Origin of the sequence: Paenibacillus sp. 203, assembly GCF_037027525.1 — a bacterium.
Lineage (GTDB): Bacteria > Bacillota > Bacilli > Paenibacillales > Paenibacillaceae > Paenibacillus > Paenibacillus polymyxa_B.
Genome location: NZ_JAXCHD010000007.1, coordinates 296,510 through 315,481, shown reverse-complemented (window position 1 = coordinate 315,481; position 18,972 = coordinate 296,510). Strand labels below are relative to the sequence as shown.

The window sequence follows — 18,972 nt, the reverse complement described above, 5'->3', positions numbered from 1 at the left end:
TACCTCCATATTTTTTGCTGCGTTAACTGCAATCACCCTCATAACGTTGCCAAAATTAGAAGCTAGGGTGAGTAAGAGAACAATGTTGAAAGTGAGAATTTCCTTAATAACAACAGTTCTGCTGATCGGAGTCGTGTTGTATATCATTGACCCTCAGTGGTGGATCATTGCAGCCTTTGCAATTTTGTTTGTAACCCTTCCTATCTTTTTATTGAAACGTTGGCGCGAAAAAAGCTGAATCAGAGAAAAAGCCTTCCTTGTTGATAGGAAGGCTTTCCACCTTATCCCTTAACCGCTCCCTCTGCGATACCCTCCATGATGAATTTCTGGAAGAAGGCATAGATCAGGATAACCGGGATGGAGGTCAGTACAAGTGCGGCCAGAATAAGCGACCAATCCTTGTTGTACTCTCCAAACAGCGTATTGGTCGAGAGAATTAGAGTGTAATGGTTCACATCCGTCAGCATTAACAATGGAAGCAAAAAGTCGTTCCAAATCCACAGAAAATCCAAAATCGCGATGGTAACTGTGATCGGCAGCAGCAAAGGAAATATAATGCGAAAGAACGTTTGAAACTCATTACAGCCGTCCATTTGTGCGGATTCTTCCAGCTCACGCGGGATGGATTTGACGAATCCATGATACAAAAAGATCGCCATATTCACACCCAAGCCGATATAGATCAGGGCCAAGCCGTACGTACTGCCTTGAACGGACAAATCTTTTGCCATTCGTGTAAGCGGTATCATAATGGAGTGAAACGGCACCAGCATCGATGCGACAAACAAGAAGAAAATCGCACTGCTCAGTTTCCCCTGTGTACGAGACAGCTTGTAGCCTGCCAGTGCCGAACAGATCACAATGCCACCAATGCCGATAAAAGAAATAATCGTGGAATTAAGAGCGCTGTTCAGCAAATGAGTCTGATGAAAAGCCTGACTGTAATTTTCAAAGTGAAGCTTCGTCGGCAGCGCCGTAAAGGATGCAAACATCTCACCCTGTGTTTTAAACGAGTTAATTACCGCCATGTAGATTGGGAAGAAGGACACGACAGCGCCCACGCACAGAATCAGCGTAATCAGCAAGGAATTGGCTTTCTTCAGCCTCATGCCTCCACCTCCCTCTTCTTCATGACACGCAGCTGAATCAGGGTGAAAATAAGAACAATCGCGAACAAAATAACAGATTTGGCGCTCGCATACCCATAACGGAAGTTGTTGGAGAACGCCTCCTCATAAATGTTCATCGTAATCACCTGTGTACTGCGCCCTGGCCCTCCGCCAGTCAGTCCGTATACGACCTCATACACCTTGAAGGCACCATTCAGCGTCAGGAAGAAACAGATCGTAATCGCATGAGTAATCATCGGCATCGTTACGCTTCGCAATGTCTGAAATGCGTTCGCCCCGTCAATAATAGCAGCCTCCTTCAAGCTTTGTGGTACACCTTGAAGCGCAGCCAGATAGATGATCATCATATAGCCGACACCATTCCAGAGCGACACGATAATGATAGAGAAGAAAGATACCTTCGGATCGCCCAGCCACGATTGGCCCAAAAAGGCGATAGCCGTCTTTTCGGCGATCTGTGGCAGCACGGAAGAAAAAACGAAGGTCCACATAAATGCGCTAATAATGGTACTGATCATATTGGGCATGAAAAATATCGTCCGGAAAAATCCTTTGGTACGTGTACGCGACTCAATCAACACTGCCAGAGCCAGTGCCAGTACATTTTGCAGCACAATCATGACCAATACGTATTTAAGGGTAAACCAAAGGGAATTGAGAAAATCGGGGTCTTCCTTCAACGATTCCACAAAGTTCCCCAAGCCGATAAAGCTGTAATTGGGATTCAATCCGTTCCAGTCTGTAAAGCTGTAGTACATGCCGCTGATCGTTGGAATGAGCAGGAAGATAGCATAAAAGATCAGCGCCGGAGCCGTAAACGCCAGTAGCATGACGTATTTTTTATAGATTTTAAAAGGCATGGAGTCTCTCCCTCCTGGTGTAATTCTATAGGTTACCGTTACTTGTTCACTTTGTTATACGATTTCCATGCCTTATCCAGTGCCTTAATGACGTCATCCTGCGAGAGCTGACCAGCATAATAGGATTGTAGCGATTTCCCTGCCTCGTCCTTAACCGCTTGCGGGATAGATGGATCTTGGTACGACTTGCCTGCTTTTACGTATTCGGTAGCGTCATTAACCCAAGGATAGCTTTTAAACGTATGCACTTTGGAGATCGGATTAAATTTCAATGCTTCATAGAACGCGCTAGAATCCTTGTCATCCAGCACATAGTTAACAAAATCGAGCGCAACCTCCTTGTTCTTGCTTGTGGAGGATACAGCCAGCGAAGTCGAAGTGGACAAATTGATCAATGTCGCATTGGGATCGTCATTGATCGGCAGCGCTGCTACCCCAAAATCCATCTTCGGATCAGATTTTAAAATCGTTTCCGCAAACCACGGTCCCTGAATCCACATCGCCGCTTTACCCGAAGCAAACGCAGCCGATCCATCATCCCCGCCGATTTCAAGCGCCTTGTCAGTACCGTTGCTATTCACCAGATCAATAATATCGAACATGCTCTTCATTTCGGAAAAGGAGCCTTGGTCCTGATTCATCCGTTCGATAAAATCTTTATTCTGTGTGTTCATCATCGCACCTGCTGTCAGAGGCACGAACAGCTGTGGAATCCAGGATTCCTTGTAAGACAACAGGAACGGTTTTACATTATTCGCTTTCAGCTTCTCCACCACAGCCTTCATTTCGGTCAACGTTCCCGGCGGCTGCAAATCCAAATCCTTAAATATCTTTTTATTGTACAAGTAGCCCCACGAGATCGTTTCTAAAGGAACCGCTACGACCTTTCCGTCTTTGGTTGTCACCGAAGGCTTCACACTATCCATCAATTTGTTAACAAAAGGCTGACCGGACAAATCCTCCAAATAGCCCGCTTTATAAAACGGAGGAATTTCATTCACCGCGTGCAATGCAAATACGTCCGGCGCATCGTTGGATGCAAGTCTTGTCTTCAAAATTTGTGCGGCGTTGTCAGCAGGCGGCATCTCCAGTTGCACCGTAACGTCGATATTTTTATCTTTCTTCTCTTTCGCTACGAAAGCATTAATGTATTTATCGTAGTGCTCCTTCAAACGGGGCTGAGCAATAAACATTTTGAGATTCACCGTTTTGCCGTCTCCACCGGAACCGTTGCTGTCACTGCCTGAAGAATTCGCTCCACACCCGGCCAATAACGTGCCAACCAGCATCGTGCTCAATACACATTTCCACATTTTCATGAAAAATGACCTCCCCTATTTTGAAAATAACCGTTGCCCATCGGCAAATCAGTTGTTATTCAAAGCAGCTATGCCGCCGGTCTTCAACCTCTATTCAGCTCTGTGCGAACTTCATAAAGGCCAAATTCCTTTGTACTGCTCATTTTGTATACGCTTTCATTATAGAATGAGAGGTCACTTCTGCCATTGGACACCCTTAGCTTATTGGATTGGACTTTTTTAAACTTCCTTCCTCATTTCACCGGGTGCCACGCCAAAATGCTTTTTAAATACCCGATAGAAATAAGACACATCCTCATATCCTGCCATCTCCGCTACTGCTTTGATTGAAATCTGTTTATTGACCAGCCATTCCCGCGCCTTTTCCATTCTTCGCTCTACGATGTAGTCCGTTACATTTTGACCATACTCCTGCTTAAATACCTTGCTCATATACTCTTTGCTCACAAAAAAGTTTTTTGCCAACTGCTCCAGTGTAATCGGCCCAGCAAAGTGACTGTCGATATATCGCCGTACTTCTTCTAAATTCAGTTTGTTTTTGTATTTCCGCTGCCGAATGAGCTGATCCAGTTCCTGAACATAGCACGACGATACGAATTCCAGCGCATGTTCTACAGAGGATACGGCATCCTGCGACAGTGGAAATCCTGCCTTTGCCGTAGAAGTATCCAGCCCGTTATCCGCTGTGAGCTCTTTTAGTAGGGAAAGAAGCTCCTGCACCAGCCTGCCCAGCATATGTGGACTCGGTGCTCCATAACTCTCCAGCTCCTGCATAACCTGCCTACAAGTTATGTTCACCCCGTCACGGTTCAACTCATTAAAATAAAGACGCAGCAGTTGCTTATACCGGGTCAGCTTGTGAAAAAACTCATAATCCAGCTCCGTCGCTTCTTGCTGCTGTTCAGCAGCCTTGACCTCCAGATCGTTTTTGCATTTGAGCAACACTGCATTCAGCTCTGCAGGATTGACTGGCTTTAACAAATAATCGACGGCCTTGTAACGGATGGCATGTTTGGCATACGCAAAGTCATCATATCCGCTCACGACAATGATTTTTACATCAGGACAATGGTTATTTAGCGCTTGCAGCAGCTCCACTCCGTCCGCACCCGGCATGTGCATATCAGTAATCACAATATGGGGAGCTAACTCCCCGACCAGCCTGAACGCCTCGTCTCCGTCTTCAGCCTCACCCACTACCAACATTCCAAGTTTTTCCCATGTGCCAAATGTCCTTAGAATATCGCGGTTCCATGGCTCATCGTCCACAATTAATACTCTGATCATACTTTTCCCTCCTCTGCTGAGGTAAATGGAATGCGGATAGTGACACTTGTACCGACTCCCTGCTCACTATCTATCGTCACTCCGTAGCGCACTCCAAAATTCATCCGTATGCGTGAAGACACATTGCTCAATCCGATATGACTACCCTGCGCCCAGATCGGTTCCTCCGACGCGTTTTCCAGCTTTGCCCGTACTTTTTCCAGCTTGTCCGGGGCCATGCCGTTTCCATTATCGCAAACCGTAATACACACATCTTCTTTCATAATCTCCACCCGAATCCCCATTCTCCATGCCCCCGCCTTTCGATCAAGACCGTGCTGAAACGCGTTTTCCAACAATGGCTGAAGCGATAGCTTAGGCAATCGAATATCCATCGCCTGTTCTTCCGTCTCCACCTGAAACACCAATCTTTGTGGAAATCGCCGTTGCTGGATGCGCATATAGTGTCCCACATGGTCGAGCTCTGCGCGTAAAGAGGCCAAATCCTGAGGTTCCCGTACCACGTAACGGAACATCTCACTCAGCGACCGAATGACTTCATAGGTGTCCTCTGGCTTTTGCGAAAACACCATACTTCCGATCATTTGCAGCGTATTTTGCAGAAAATGTGGATGAATCTGCGCTTGGAGCGCTTTCAATTCAGCCGTCTTTTTTTGCAAATTTATACTGTATTCCGCCTGAATATGCTCGCGAATTCGGCCTGCCATCCCATGCAGACTTCTTTCCAGCAGCCCTATCTCATCCGGGCGTGTACTTGGCTGTCCAATCGGTCCTTTGATCATATCCAGCTCCTGTACGGAACGCGCCAAATGAACAATCGGACGTGCAGTCCGCCATGCGATGAAAACGGCAATGCAGATGGAAACCAGGATTGAAATCACGCCGACGATAATACCATACAGCATCGTTGAAAAAGCGCTGTGGTTAATGGAGGAAGTGGGTACGATTTTGACCAGCTTCAGCCCAACTACATCCAGATCATTATAGAATACATAATGTTCAGCAGTTTGAATCATACCTGGGCCCGGCTTAACGTCACGAAGAGCTGTCAGCACACCTGCAGGCGGAGGCGCCTGCCGAGCCTGTGCTGGATACATAACTCTGCCATCCCCATCTGTAATAAGCACCTGATGCTCATCCCCTCGTCCCAGCAGGCCCAGCGTCTGATCGAATTGCGACCACAATACATCCAAAGAAATAGCCCCCGTCTGCTTCTGGTCTTCAAAACGCCGAATACTGCGCGTCAAAATAAAGCGTTCTGGGTCAGCAGAGCTTGGACGAATCGAATAATCCTTATTTGCTTGCCACATCTCGGCATACTGTGGGGGAATACCGCTCACTGTCGTAATTTCATTTTGCATGCTATTAAAGGTAAACAGGGTTTGCGATTGCTTCAAATAAAGCTGGATGCCGATCACATGACTTCCGGCCGAATAATACACATTCGCCATCGTATTCAGCATTTTTCGCTGGGCATTAAATTGGCTTGAAAGATTGTCAGGCTCGCGCTCATTCAAATAATCGCTCAGATCAGGGCTGATCTGAATGCTGTAAATCAGATGATTTAGACGATCTAGCTGGTCGCTGATATAGATCCCCGTCCATTTCATATTGGACATGTTCGTCTCTACTACTTCAGCTTCCATGGAAGCTCTACTTTTTTCCGCAGCCAGCACCGTGACAGCAATGACCGGCAGCACAGATAGAACAATCATCGTCAAGATCAGCTTGAGCTGAATGCTGCGTCGATACGGGGCTGTCAGCGCCCGGAACCAGCGGACTGCTCGGGTTGTCATAGCGATGCACTCCTCTATTCAGCCATATGCGAAAACGCCCCGCAATTCGCAGGGGCGCTTCATGTACCGGATACTCCCGGAGAATACCTATATGATATTATTCGTGAGTCGGTTTCGGCTCACTATTTCATCATTTACGCTTCTTCGATAATTATAACACCCCAAGGCTCTAATGTAAGCGTTTGCTCTTGGGTAACCGCATGCTCCCCAATCAGCTCCTTGCCGTCTCCATGAGGATATACCACCGAGCCTGCTTGTTCGGAATAGTTAAAATAGTACCGGATTGTCCGTCCCAGCTCATTCGTGCCGGATTTAACAATGATCGGATAAGACGCTTCCTGATCCAGTCCCCATACTCCTGCCTTTTTGGCTACAGAGCTGAATAGTTCACGGATGACCGCCGGACTGACGACACAGCCGATATAGGTCGCTGTTCCCTGACCATAGCGGTTTTGCGTAATTGCGGCATATTTTCCCCAATGCGGGTGATCGTAATAGGCCAATACTTCAGCAGTCGTCGGGGTAATCAGCTCCATCCACGTATCTACCTGATTGTCCTCTGGTGCCACCTCAAAAGGATTATTCTTAAGCGTCACCTTCTTCGGCTGCACGAACAAGCTGTAATGAATGCCGCAGGCTTCGCTAATCACGCCCGGCTGTCGGGACGTTCTCACCTGCACATGCTCGTCGGTAAATCCGCTTCGGAATGTGTATACCACATGACCACCTTTCTCCACATATCGGTTCAGCTTCTCCAGTAGTGCGTCTGGGGCAGAATAGAGAACCGGGACGATCAAGAGATCATAGTCGTCAAACGATTCTGTACCTGGATGAACGATATCCGTCCCGATATTCAGTTTATACAACTCGTCATACAAACGACGTACGATGTCATTGTAATTTAACGGGCTACTCATATTAAATTTAAACCAGTCAATCGACGTCAATGCTTCGTTACTGACCAGAATCGCCATTTTATTTTTCTTTTTCAGGTTGACCAGATGCGGAGACAATCTTGCAAAATCCTTCCCTATGGTCTGTGCTTCCTCATACACTGGATTCGGCTCAAAATCATGGCTCAGCAGACCCTTCCAGTAGGTTTCAAAGGAATTATGGATGGAATGCCAGTGCCAGTATGCCACCATATTAGCCCCAGAAGCCAGATGGCTGAACGCTTGCAGACGCAATTGCCCCGGATAGGGAACCCAGTGGGTAAAGGCCTGCGCTTCCGTTTCCAGCACTAGATAATTGTTATTTTTCGTCGAACGTGCCACATCGCCACCGAAGGAAATTTCAATACCAGTCAGGTCATCCTGTGATGGATGGTAAATATCCACCCCAGTCACATCAAAGGCTTGCGATGCCGCAAAGTGATCCACGTCTGGCTGAACACCAAAGGAATGACCTCTCCACGCAAAATCAAAGTTTTGCGTAACAAATTGGTCCTCCCGCTTATATTCATTCACCAGCGCAACCTGCCATGCCAGAAAGTCCGTCACCAGCTTGCGCTGGAATTGGGAAAAGGCTGCGCCCAAACTTCCATTAATCGTTCCGACCACCGAAGGAAAGTCCTCCCAGCTATTGATACGATTACTCCAGTAATCCAGACCAAATTTGCGGTTAAGCTCCTCCAGCGATTCGAACCGCTCCCGCAGATACTTTACAAATTGCAATTGCACATTGGGCCCGCTTGTGTTGTAATGCTTCGTCTCGTTATCCGTCTGAAAGCCAATAACCGCCGGATGCTGACTCACCCGCCCAATCAGCTTGCGTATGATTCGCTCGGCATGGAACAGGTACACCGGGTTCGTAATGTCCATAATCTGGCGAGCTCCATATTTGCCCGGACCTTGAGGCGTTGTCGCCAATACATCGGGATGCTCCTTCACCAGCCATGTGGGTACGGCATAGGTGGGCGTCCCCACAATGACTTCAATGCCCGCCTTATGCATGGCGTCCAGCACCCGATCCACAGAAGTAAAATCAAACACGCCGTTTTGCGGTTCATGCGTACTCCAAGTGGATTCGGCAATCCGCACCACATTGATGCCCGCATCCTTCATCATTTGAATATCTTGGTCCAAACGGTCATATGGCATATATTCATCATAATAAGCAACACCGTATAGTAGCTTTTTCATCAAATCGTCCTCCAATTAGGTTCGTTAGGATTTTGCAAAATTCGATTCCAGTCGCTTCGAAGTGCAAGATATAGACGAACCAAGTCGCCCTTTAGATTGGCCCGGTCAATGATCACGCCGAAGATCGGAGCGCTAAGTGCATCCCATATACGGGCTAGTGCGAATAAAGTACCGATAATAGAAACAGATATGCCAACATAATCCGTATAAACAGCAGAGCAAGCGCTTTCTTTTATATATAAAAGCTTATACTATAGCATTTGTAAACGCTCTTTTATTATAGTTAAATGTTAGATACAATGAGATTGTCTAAGCGGTGTAAAATTTGCCCTAATCGAAGGTGATCTGATGATATTAAATCCTGATATTGATCCAGCTCTATTTCATGATTGCCAATGGCTGCCCATTATTGACTGGAATGTGAAATTTTTTGGCGCCCATATTCACCGGGTCCAAGCGGATTGGTGCATGCCGGAGGAGTCTCATATCGGTTTTGAAATTGCACTCATTTTAGAAGGTCGTCAGGAAACGATTATGGAAAATAACGTATATTCGGTTGGGGAAGGTGATATTTTAATTATTCCGCCGGGTTTCAAGCATGTGAGTCAATGTGTTTCCCCAAACGGCATGTACTATTTTAGCTCTCATTTTAATGTCGATGATCCATTATTCTGTCAGGAAATGATTAAGAGCAATCAGCTCTTTTTTCCAGCGGGTACTGAAACGAATACCAAGCTGCAAAAGGTCGTCCATAGCTGGATTGGCATGGTGCAGGAAAGCGGAGAATATACGACAGCAGACCGTTTTCGTATGCAAATTGCCTTATTTGAGCTATTCGGGATATTCTCGCAAATGATATCTACCGGTTTGGAGCCCAGAATTGCGCCTTCATCCGTTCAATATGCCAAGGCCATCATGGAAGCCATTCAATCAAGGTTTAAGCCTTATCGGGAAGATGAATCTGGCGAGCAAGCGTTCCGTCTTGAAGATGTGGCGGCTTCCCTTGGGATTAGTCCCGGCTATGCCCAGGAAGTGTTCCGCAAGGTATACGGTTATTCTCCACGTCACTATCTATCGGAGACCAAGCTGCATGAGGCTAAGGTGCTGATCCAGCAACCCAATCTGCCACTCAACAAGGTAGCTTCCCTGCTCGGATACTCCAGTCTGGCTCATTTCAGCAGACAGTTCAAGCGCTGGACAGGCACCAGCCCACTTAAATACCGCCAGACGTTAAAACCGATTACTGATGAACAAAGGATTAAGATATAAGGACAGATAGCAAAAGCTCCACCGTGTTATTCAACCAAAAAAGAGCGTGACACCGAATATCGCGGTTGTCACGCTCTTTTGTCTCTATTTTCTATAAGCTGTACCGTTGCCTTAATGATCTAAAATCTTGACCAATCACTCATTATTCAGATCACAGCCTAATATCCCCTATATGCTGGTGCACCACATACATCATCCCCATCAGGAATACGGCCAAAGCTAAGTAACTGATGCCAAATTTCCAGCGCGATGATGCGGGCACTTCGTAATATTTATCATTTTCAAACGGAATGTAATCAATCCCACACAGCAATCTGAGCTGGTACGCATCCGGCGTCGGTATATGTTCCACACCGTTCAGCCATACATGCTGGACAAGACACTGCTGCGGCAGCTTAAGTGTCTGCTCCACATCCAAACTTTCCATATACACCGTCACATATTGCTGCCCCTCCAAATCCGAGTAGGTATTAAAGGATAATCTGCGTGTGTGCTCCGGTCCGGGCAGCGGATATCCTTGCTCATACAGATGTTGTACGTTCACCAGCGGCTTTTGCAAAAAGGATTGGATCTTGACCTCTCCTTTATTACGTTTAACATATTTTTTGTACAAATCGTAGGCAAAGAACGCCCATATGAAGAAAAATAAAAAGGATTTTAAATATACTACGACTACAATTCCACCCAATAAGCCCACCAGCCACAGCCAACGCGTCACTGCCGTGGAAATCCGTCCTCCGTCGAGCGGATGAATCGGCAGCAGGTTGATCAGGTTCAGGAAAAAACCGACATACGAGAGCGCATACAACAGGGGACTGTCTGTTGCATAGGCTCCTGCGTATACCGCCATAGCCCCAACCGTCCCCAGTAACGGGCCGCCCATGGCTACATAAGCCTCTGTCTGCGCATCCAAAGGTTGCCGTTTCATTGTGATCAGCGCACCGAGAAAAGGAATAAATAACGGTGCTGACACGGGAAGCCCCTTGCGCTTGGCAGCCCATACATGTCCCAGCTCATGCACAAACAACAGCAACACGAATCCGACCGCAAATCCCCATGGGTAAATGATCGCATATGTGCTAATCGTTATCGCCATAGATATCAGCGCACCGCCAAATTTACTGAATTTTAAAAGGGCAAGTAACGACTTGCCTTTCAGAAGAAGCAATGCTGCTGCACTACCAAGGTACCATTTGGATGAGCCGGATTTGGAATCGGTCTTTTTCTCTTCATTTTGCAAAGGTATCCGTCTCCTTTCTTTAACACTTCCATTGTATCCTGCTATGTGCAGCTTGTAAAAACTTCTCTAACCCACAGATAAGCACCCAAGTGTCCATCCTCCTGTCTGTTCTGTTATCATATAAGAAAACGGAATAACCCAGGAAAGGATTACGAATCATGAGCTTTGAACTTACCCGGCGAGCCATCAGACAACTATGCAGTCAAGCCGCTTATGACGACGGGGATGCCTATTACCGGGCCAAAAGAGTGGCCTTTACACAAATAGATCATGATGAGGGTGTGTACGAAGCTACGGTCAAAGGAAGCAGCTTTTATGCTGTTGCGGCGATGATCCGATCCAATGGAAGTATCCGAGCAGAATGCACCTGTAGCACATTTCAGAACACTGGACGATATTGTAAACATATCGCAGCTGTTCTCCTTAATGCCCATGATATACGCCGTGGAAAAAGTCTGTCTGTGCGCTCCTATGCCTCCAGGCTTCATCCTGGTACTGCCCCAGATACAGCAGGAAGCATGGATTCAGACGGGATGTACACATCTACAGATGCTCCATATGATCACACTGCTAGAACGGCACGATCCTCTGACATCACACGAGGCGATCTCCAGCTGACCGACAGTATGTTAAAACTATTTGACCGCAAGCGACCGCTACGCAGCACACCAACCCTGCTGGATACTCGCGCGGTCTTGGATTTTCAGTTCGTCATCCGGCCTTTTGCCTACGGTTACCAAAAATATATGTTTGGTGTAGAAATGAAGGCTGGTCCCAAACGATTATATATCGTGCAGAAAATTCGTCCGTTTCTGGATAGTATTGATCGTGGAGATAGCTACATGTTCACGAAAAGCTTCTCGTACGAGCCTGAGTTGTACCGCTTCCGTCCTGAACATGACGCTATTCTCCAGCAATTATCCCAGGTGTGCCACCATGAGCGTATGATTCGGGAAACCTCAGGCACGTATTCATCTTCCAGTAGTCATATGAGCGGCGAGCGAATGCTCCTCATCCCGCCTGCGGCTTGGGAAAAGCTGCTGCCCTTGCTGACTGCAGCACAGGGCATCTACTTTGAAATTCACGGGAACATGAGCGAGGGTATTCCCCAGTCCGACCTGATGCTTCCGCTGCAATTTGAATTTGATGAGGCCGAAATCGAAGGCTACCAGCTAAGCATACAAGGATTGGATGACTTGACCATCATGGAAGACTATGGTGTCGTCATTGCCGATGGCAAGCTTGTCAAACAGAAAGCCGACCCCTTACGGCGTTTGTCCGAGCTAAAACGGATGGCAGAAGTACACCACAGGCGAAAAGTTCAGATTTCGCCAGAGCAGATGGAATCTTTTATGGACAAGGTTGTACCCGGGTTAATGAAGCTCGGACGTGTTCATATGACTCGGTCCGTCTCAGATCGGGTCACACAGCAGCCATTGAAGGCAAAGCTATATCTGGACCGGGTAAGAGACAAGCTGCTGGCAGGGCTGGAGTTCCAATATGGGGATATCATCATCAACCCGCTGGAAACAGATGCACGAACGCCTGGTATCGACCGAATTCTGATACGTGATGGAGAACAGGAGCAGCGGATTTTGGAGCTGATGGAGCATAGCTCCTTTGCCAGAACAGATAGCGGATATTTTATGGAAGATGAAGATGCAGAGTATGATTTTTTGTATCATACTGTTCCGCAGCTGGAAAAGCTGCTGGATGTCTATGCTACAGGTGCAGTCAAAGCAAAAATAAACAATACTCTGCCTACCCCAAGGATACGCGCGGAGTGGGATGAACGTACGGATTGGCTTGAATTTAAATTTGATATGGAGGGCATACCGGAACCGGAAATTCGCAAACTGCTCAAATCGTTAGAGGAAAAACAGAAATATCACCGTCTTCCAAATGGTGCCTTGCTGCCGCTCGAAACAGAGGAGTACAAGGAATTGATTCGGTTCATGAATGAAACAGGTATCCGCAAAAGCGATCTGGATGCAGCACAAATTCGTGTTCCCGTCACGCAAGGACTGTACTTAATTGATCCTCACGATCATGGGAAAAACCTGACTTTGGGTAAAACCTTTCGCCAGCTGTTGGAAAATATACGTAACCCTGACCATCTCGACTTTCCAGTTCCAGACATGCTTGCCCCAATCTTGAGAGATTATCAGGTTTACGGCTTTCAATGGCTTAAGACATTGGCGCATTACCGTTTTGGGGGCATTTTGGCAGATGATATGGGGCTGGGTAAAACGCTGCAAAGTATCGCCTTTCTCGTCTCAGTATTGCCGGAGATCCGCAGCCAGCAGCTTCCAGCCATGATCGTGTCCCCTGCATCACTGGTGTACAACTGGCGGAATGAGCTGGAGAAATTTGCTCCACACGTCCGCGTCACTATCGCAGATGGCAGCCCGGAAGAACGCGGCCGAATCATACGGGATGCCGCCAGTTATGACGTCGTCATTACGTCCTATCCGCTGCTACGGCGCGATGCAGATGTGTACAGCAAGCCATCGTTTCATACGCTCATTCTGGACGAGGCGCAGGCTTTCAAGAACCATGCCACCCAGACGGCACAGGCTGTTAAGGATGTAAAAGCTCGTTACCGTTTTGCCCTGACAGGAACGCCCGTAGAAAATACGTTGGAAGAGCTGTGGTCCATCTTTGACGTTGTATTTCCTGCGCTATTTCCCGGCGGGAAAAGAGCGTTTCACAACCTGCCTCGAAATGTGATCGCCAAGCGGGTTCGTCCGTTTTTGCTGCGCCGTCTTAAGAGTGATGTCCTCAAGGAGCTGCCGGAGAAAATCGAATCCGTGCAGGTATCCCGGCTTCTGCCAGATCAAAAAAAGCTGTACACCGCCTATCTGGCCAAGCTTCAGCATGAAACGTTGAAGCATCTCAACGAGGAAGGATTTCAGAAAAATCGGATCAAAATTCTCGCCGGTCTGACTCGACTTCGTCAGCTCTGTTGTCATCCGGGCTTGTTCATCGAAGGATATACGGGAAGCTCTGCTAAATTTGAACAGCTGTTGGAGATCATTACGGAATGTCTCAGCTCCGGGAAACGGATGCTCATTTTTTCACAGTTCACCACAATGCTTCAAATGATCGGACGCGAGCTTACTCGAGAAGGGGTGTCCTACTTTTACCTGGATGGGCAGACTCCTGCTCTGGAACGAGTCGAGTTGTGCAGTCGCTTCAACGAAGGAGAACGCGAGCTGTTCCTGATTTCCCTAAAAGCAGGAGGCACTGGCCTGAACCTCACTGGTGCAGATACAGTCATTTTGTATGACCTGTGGTGGAATCCCGCTGTAGAGGAGCAGGCTACCAACCGAGCACACCGAATGGGCCAGAAAAAAGTCGTGCAGGTTATTCGTCTCGTCGCCCAAGGTACGGTAGAGGACAAAATGTATGAGCTGCAACAAAAAAAGAAAAACATGATCGACCAGGTCATTCAGCCGGGGCAAGAAACCCTTTCGGCACTGACCGAGCTGGAGATTCGTGAACTGCTCATGATCTAGCCAACTCTCCACGCTTATTTTTACGTTAGTATGACAATTCCACATGCAAAAAAGGTCCAATTGACGGTAGAAGTTTTCCCGCATTGGACCTTTTTCGTTCTAATATGATTGTTTTGATCGAGCAGATTAATCCTGTTTTAATACTCTAGGTTCAATGGGAACCAGGTTAGACTCAATCTGGGTACGCTGAGGCTCATACCATTCAGGCAGCATCAGCTTATGTCCCAACTCATTCAATTCCTCATCCACGGTAAATCCGGGTGGATCGGTTGCGATCTCGAATAAAATACCGCCCCGCTCGCGGAAGTATACGGCATTAAAGTATTGGCGATCTACAATACCACTGGTCCCAAAACCATGCTGATGAACCCATTCGTTCCACGCCTGATGCTCCGTATCATCCTGCGGGCGCCAGGCAATATGGTGAACCGTACTGGCGCCGCCATTCCCCCACGGGACATCTTTGACCGGAATGTCGATCAGGTTGCCCAAATCACCTGTCGTCTGATAGCGGATGTAGCCTGCATTTGCGTCTTCTCCGATGAGAGTCATCCCCAGGACGTTCTCCAACACCCCTTGCGTATGCTTGGAATCCGCACTGTACAGTACCGCCCCGCCAAAGCCCTTGATAGCTTTATCCGTAGGCACACCCCCGGCTGTCCACGTGTTCAACGGGCCATCTTCCCGCTCCACCAACTCCAGATGCAAACCCTCGTTGTCTCGGAACTGGATGAATGACTCGCCAAAACGAGTGGCCTTCGTGAAAGATACTTTCAAGCTGTGCAGACGGTTTTCCCAGTATTCCAAAGCACCGGACGACACGACATACGTCGTAATCCCGACCTGTCCGCCTCCAATCTTACCCTTGCGTGTACCCGGAGCTGGAAAAAAAGTAATGATCGTGCCCGGGCTGCCCTCTTCATTACCAAAGTACAAATGGTATACTTCTGGAGCATCAAAGTTGATCGTCTTTTTAATCAATCGCAGACCAAGTACGCCTGCGTAAAAATCAACGTTGCCCTGCGGGTCGCCTGCAAAGGACGTGATATGGTGAATTCCAGCGGTTTTCAATGACATCTTTATCACTCCTTCATTAACATGTTGATTTATTTACACAAATGATTTACAAATTTCAAAATCCATTGTAGCTGACAAATTGTCCAACCGGCTTGCGGTATCCCCGTGCCCGCTGACCCGATTCGTCCTCTTTACCCAAGGTAATCATCATCACTGGTACAAATTGCTCTGGAATATTTAGTACTTCCTGCACCTTCGCCGGATCAAAACCGATCATCGGGCATGTATCCCAGCCTTTGTCCTTGGCAATCAACATCAATTGCATAGCCGACAGGCTGGCATTACGGATCGCTTCTTCTCTCTGGAAGACAGGTCCCCGCTCGCGATAAAACTGAGTTACCGACTCTACTGTGCTATCATATTCCTGCTTGCTCAGAACGCCCAAATTCAGGAATCCTTCGTTGAGGTCGGCTACCTTGGTATAAGCCTCTGTATCCCCCAGCACTATAATGGTCGCCGAAGCCGTTAATATTTTATACTGCTTACTTGCCTCATCATGCAGTCTTTGTTTGGTATCAGCATCCTGCACTACGATATAACGCGCATGCTGTAAATTAAAGGCCGATGGAGCAAACTTCACCAGCTGAAATATTTCTTCTAGTTCTTTTGCATCTATAGTAACATCAGGAATAAATTTAGAAGCTGATCTTCTCTCTTGAATAATATTCACCAGTTCGCTCATGTTAAGTTCCGCTCCTTGATATTATTTTCAAATAAATTATCTTTAAATTAAGAATATATCTATTCGTGATTTCTGTCAAGTAAAACTATAATAATGTTAATAAGTATGTTGGGATACAACCTAAGGGCTTATACCAGCCCTTTACAGATCCGTTGCCCGTATTCTCATCGTAATCGCTTCGCGTTGCGCTTTGGTTAAGCTCTTGAAGACCAGCTCATACGAATGGTCGATCATGCTATACAAATCCTCCAGTGGGAAGGTAGCATCAACCTCAATCGTATTCCAATGCTTTTTATTCAAATGATAGCCTGGCTTAATCGCCTTGTTTTGTTCACGCAGATTTACCGCAATGACTGGATCACATTTCAAGGATACGTGGCAAATGCCATCCTTTTCAGTTAGAAGTGCAAACATCTTGCCCCCTACTTTTAGTACCAGGGGATCAGCACCAAATGGATAATCCTTAACAGCCTCTTTTTGGCTCAGACCATATGCTACAATTTGCTCAAACACCAGCCTTCACTCCTTTGCTTGAGTCATCATCTATGAAACGATTTGTGCCCTATTATATCACGCTCTCCACTTACAATAGTCCCGTAAGATTTCACACGGTGACGAAGCTGCCATCCAAGGATGAGGCCAATTTATATTCGCTGTTTGCTGGCAATCCGAAGGCACAAACGCTTATGCAATGATCGCCCTTCGTGGTTGTTGCAGACGACGGACAGCGTCTGGGCGTATATGACCTGCGTTTCTATCGGGAGGGTCAATCCTTTCAATATGTTTTACTGTAAAGTCAATTATATGAAGAAGCGGCAGCTTCGAAGGTGAGATATAATCTTAGACTGCCGCTGCTTTTCCTTTATTAAACTTCAAAAATCTAAAGAGTTCCTGTGCTTAAGCAAGCTTGCTCAAGCCCTTGAAGTAATGCTTCTAGCTCCTGCCTAGTTTCAGCGTTTGTAATTTCACCTTCCTGGTTTAGCTTCAAGGTGATATGCGGAATAATGACCTTTCCATTCTCCACAATCTCTGCATTGATCATTTGCAATGTGAGCAGCAGCGAGGCATGCGCCAGATGGCCGCCCATAGGAGACGGTGACGCGCTGATGACCGCTGTAGGTTTATTTACAAATTCACCTGAAGATACGAGCCAATCCAAGGCATTTTTCAAAGCACCCGGCACCCCATTCCCATATTCCGGTGTACAGATCAGCACTCCATCCACTTGTTTCAATTGTCCCCGTAGCTCTCTTACGGAAGCTGGCCCCTCATCTACATCCAAGTCAGGGTTAAAATGCGGAAGATCCCCCAATCCATCATAGACTGTGAACATCATATTTTCAGAAGCCAGTCCCATAGCAGCCTTCATAAGCGCTGTATTGGAGGATTTTTGACGAAGGCTACCCGATATAGCCAATACCTTAATTTTCTGTTCCATCCGATCATCTCATTTCATTTATCTTGATCTAATCTTGCATATTTAGTGTACTATAGCTAACAAGAGAATTAAAAAGTGGATGAGCGTCAGCGATTCTTCCTATGAACAAACGGGCAATAAAAAAATGCCTGCGGCTTCGCAGGCATTGGTAATGAATCAATAGTCACTATACTAGGGTGGAACCTGTAGTGCTGAATCAAGTATCCTTCTCTTGCTTGCGTTTTATCCCAATCAGATCCAGGAAGAAAACAAACAACGGAATACCTACAATCAAGCCCCAAATTCCAATCAGATGCTCAGAGAAAATAAGTACGACAAAGGTAAAGAATATCGGTAAATTCGTTTTGGATGACATCAGCTTCGGATTTAAGAAATAGGCCTCAATCGCATGAATCACCACGATCAGAATAACCAGATAAACCACATATTGAATGCCGCCGACACTGAAAGCGATCAGGCCGAGCGGTGCCAGTGAGATAAACACACCTGCCACCGGAACCAATCCCAGTACGAAAATGATGAGCGCAAGACCGAGCAGATTAGGGAAGCCCATAATCCAGAGCGCAATCGTGGTCAATATACAATTAATAAGTGAAATCAGCAGTTGAGCCTCCAATACCTTCCCGAACGTACCCAGAAACATACGGCCAAAATGACCCACTTCCTTGAAAAACCAACCCAGCTTGCTATCTACAAACGTAGCTGTAAAACGTGTAATATAGGATTTTTCCATCAGGAAGAACAAGCTCAAAATAATTGACACCAGAAGCTGTGTTCCTAATTGACTGACCTTCATCACTGCACTCAGGCCAGGCTCAAATAGCCGCTGAGCATTCAGCGTGTCCATAAATTCGATAATCGTTTCGTTCCATTGATTGCGATCAGGATACATATACGCTTGCTGAATCATGAGATACACCTGCTTGACCTGTACAACGATTAGCGGCACCATTCGGTAAACGCCCCACACCATAATCAGAATTAGCAAACCATACACCAGGAGTAGCACGATCATTGACGGCACATTGACGAACCGCTTGACCAGCTTATTCACTCCGTTATATATACTGCCAATCAAGATCGTAAGCAGCAGTGTTAACAACATAATATTCATCATGCTTCTTAACATAAACAACAGCAAAACGATTATCGCAAGGACGGCTATCCGCCTGACGCCCGCATGATTCATCCAGTTTCTTACCATTCGTCTTTATT

General features: G+C 46.8%; 16 protein-coding genes. 3 read left to right on the top strand and 13 right to left on the bottom strand.

Features of this window, described 5'->3' with window-relative positions:
* Positions 1-281 precede the first annotated feature (281 nt).
* The 7 genes from WA407_RS18280 to WA407_RS18250 form a co-directional block, all read right to left on the bottom strand.
* A complete protein-coding gene (locus WA407_RS18280) occupies positions 282-1,109 on the bottom strand; it encodes a carbohydrate ABC transporter permease (protein ID WP_235307186.1) in 828 nt (275 codons plus the stop codon).
* Positions 1,106-1,990 (bottom strand): carbohydrate ABC transporter permease, encoded by an 885-nt coding sequence (locus WA407_RS18275; RefSeq protein ID WP_023986930.1) that lies wholly within the window; start codon positions 1,988-1,990, stop codon positions 1,106-1,108. Before WA407_RS18275 ends, WA407_RS18280 begins: the two co-directional genes overlap by 4 nt.
* A 38-nt stretch (positions 1,991-2,028) precedes the next feature.
* Entirely contained in the window at positions 2,029-3,309 is a 1,281-nt protein-coding gene (locus WA407_RS18270) for an ABC transporter substrate-binding protein (protein ID WP_235307185.1), read from the bottom strand.
* 219 nt (positions 3,310-3,528) lie between these two features.
* Positions 3,529-4,596: a response regulator transcription factor gene (locus tag WA407_RS18265; RefSeq protein WP_336077971.1), complete on the bottom strand. Its 1,068-nt coding sequence runs from the start codon at positions 4,594-4,596 to the stop codon at positions 3,529-3,531.
* Positions 4,593-6,392 (bottom strand): sensor histidine kinase, encoded by a 1,800-nt coding sequence (locus WA407_RS18260; RefSeq protein WP_336077970.1) that lies wholly within the window; start codon positions 6,390-6,392, stop codon positions 4,593-4,595. The genes WA407_RS18265 and WA407_RS18260 overlap by 4 nt, the downstream gene beginning before the upstream one ends.
* Before the next feature lie 134 nt (positions 6,393-6,526).
* Positions 6,527-8,533 carry a beta-galactosidase gene (locus WA407_RS18255; protein WP_336077969.1) on the bottom strand — a complete coding sequence of 669 codons (2,007 nt, stop codon included), beginning with the start codon at positions 8,531-8,533 and terminating at the stop codon, positions 6,527-6,529.
* The gene (locus WA407_RS18250) at positions 8,533-8,769 is read right to left on the bottom strand and encodes an MFS transporter (protein WP_336077989.1); all 237 of its coding nucleotides are present in this window, start codon (positions 8,767-8,769) and stop codon (positions 8,533-8,535) included. Before WA407_RS18250 ends, WA407_RS18255 begins: the two co-directional genes overlap by 1 nt.
* Positions 8,770-8,881: 112 nt before the next feature.
* On the opposite strand from WA407_RS18250, the gene WA407_RS18245 reads away from it, so the two are divergent.
* Positions 8,882-9,802, top strand: coding sequence for an AraC family transcriptional regulator (locus WA407_RS18245; protein WP_336077968.1), 921 nt, complete (start codon positions 8,882-8,884; stop codon positions 9,800-9,802).
* A 151-nt stretch (positions 9,803-9,953) separates the two neighbouring features.
* Here WA407_RS18245 and WA407_RS18240 read toward each other — a convergent pair whose 3' ends face one another.
* Positions 9,954-11,042, bottom strand: coding sequence for a site-2 protease family protein (locus tag WA407_RS18240; RefSeq protein ID WP_235307180.1), 1,089 nt, complete (start codon positions 11,040-11,042; stop codon positions 9,954-9,956).
* Positions 11,043-11,200: 158 nt separating this feature from the next.
* On the opposite strand from WA407_RS18240, the gene WA407_RS18235 reads away from it, so the two are divergent.
* Complete coding sequence (locus WA407_RS18235) at positions 11,201-14,560, top strand: DEAD/DEAH box helicase (protein ID WP_336077967.1); 3,360 nt, start codon at positions 11,201-11,203, stop codon at positions 14,558-14,560.
* 126 nt (positions 14,561-14,686) lie between these two features.
* Here the strand turns inward: WA407_RS18235 and WA407_RS18230 are convergent, their stop codons facing one another.
* The 3 genes from WA407_RS18230 to WA407_RS18220 all read right to left on the bottom strand — a co-directional run bounded on the left by WA407_RS18230 (position 14,687) and on the right by WA407_RS18220 (position 16,832).
* Positions 14,687-15,637 (bottom strand): ring-cleaving dioxygenase, encoded by a 951-nt coding sequence (locus WA407_RS18230; protein WP_336077966.1) that lies wholly within the window; start codon positions 15,635-15,637, stop codon positions 14,687-14,689.
* 55 nt (positions 15,638-15,692) lie between these two features.
* Positions 15,693-16,319: a nitroreductase family protein gene (locus tag WA407_RS18225; RefSeq protein WP_220026938.1), complete on the bottom strand. Its 627-nt coding sequence runs from the start codon at positions 16,317-16,319 to the stop codon at positions 15,693-15,695.
* Between the two features lie 141 nt (positions 16,320-16,460).
* Positions 16,461-16,832 (bottom strand): MmcQ/YjbR family DNA-binding protein, encoded by a 372-nt coding sequence (locus WA407_RS18220; protein ID WP_322156602.1) that lies wholly within the window; start codon positions 16,830-16,832, stop codon positions 16,461-16,463.
* A gap of 32 nt (positions 16,833-16,864) precedes the next feature.
* Between WA407_RS18220 and WA407_RS18215 the strand changes: the two genes are divergently transcribed.
* A complete protein-coding gene (locus WA407_RS18215; RefSeq protein WP_336077965.1) occupies positions 16,865-17,014 on the top strand; it encodes a hypothetical protein in 150 nt (49 codons plus the stop codon).
* A 185-nt stretch (positions 17,015-17,199) separates the two neighbouring features.
* On the opposite strand, the gene WA407_RS18210 is transcribed toward WA407_RS18215, so the two are convergent.
* Positions 17,200-17,757 carry an NADPH-dependent FMN reductase gene (locus tag WA407_RS18210; protein WP_336077964.1) on the bottom strand — a complete coding sequence of 186 codons (558 nt, stop codon included), beginning with the start codon at positions 17,755-17,757 and terminating at the stop codon, positions 17,200-17,202.
* Between the two features lie 196 nt (positions 17,758-17,953).
* Entirely contained in the window at positions 17,954-18,961 is a 1,008-nt protein-coding gene (locus tag WA407_RS18205) for an AI-2E family transporter (protein ID WP_069291049.1), read from the bottom strand.
* Between the last annotated feature and the right edge of the window lie 11 nt (positions 18,962-18,972).

Coding starts and splice junctions, on each gene's coding strand:
- WA407_RS18270 (WP_235307185.1), bottom strand. CDS start 3,309: ATGAAAATGTGGAAATGTGTATTGAGCACGATGCTGGTTGGCACGTTA.
- WA407_RS18265 (WP_336077971.1), bottom strand. CDS start 4,596: ATGATCAGAGTATTAATTGTGGACGATGAGCCATGGAACCGCGATATT.
- WA407_RS18225 (WP_220026938.1), bottom strand. CDS start 16,319: ATGAGCGAACTGGTGAATATTATTCAAGAGAGAAGATCAGCTTCTAAA.
- WA407_RS18215 (WP_336077965.1), top strand. CDS start 16,865: ATGAAACGATTTGTGCCCTATTATATCACGCTCTCCACTTACAATAGT.
- WA407_RS18235 (WP_336077967.1), top strand. CDS start 11,201: ATGAGCTTTGAACTTACCCGGCGAGCCATCAGACAACTATGCAGTCAA.
- WA407_RS18205 (WP_069291049.1), bottom strand. CDS start 18,961: ATGGTAAGAAACTGGATGAATCATGCGGGCGTCAGGCGGATAGCCGTC.
- WA407_RS18245 (WP_336077968.1), top strand. CDS start 8,882: ATGATATTAAATCCTGATATTGATCCAGCTCTATTTCATGATTGCCAA.
- WA407_RS18260 (WP_336077970.1), bottom strand. CDS start 6,392: ATGACAACCCGAGCAGTCCGCTGGTTCCGGGCGCTGACAGCCCCGTAT.
- WA407_RS18255 (WP_336077969.1), bottom strand. CDS start 8,533: ATGAAAAAGCTACTATACGGTGTTGCTTATTATGATGAATATATGCCA.
- WA407_RS18280 (WP_235307186.1), bottom strand. CDS start 1,109: ATGAGGCTGAAGAAAGCCAATTCCTTGCTGATTACGCTGATTCTGTGC.
- WA407_RS18275 (WP_023986930.1), bottom strand. CDS start 1,990: ATGCCTTTTAAAATCTATAAAAAATACGTCATGCTACTGGCGTTTACG.
- WA407_RS18230 (WP_336077966.1), bottom strand. CDS start 15,637: ATGTCATTGAAAACCGCTGGAATTCACCATATCACGTCCTTTGCAGGC.
- WA407_RS18210 (WP_336077964.1), bottom strand. CDS start 17,757: ATGGAACAGAAAATTAAGGTATTGGCTATATCGGGTAGCCTTCGTCAA.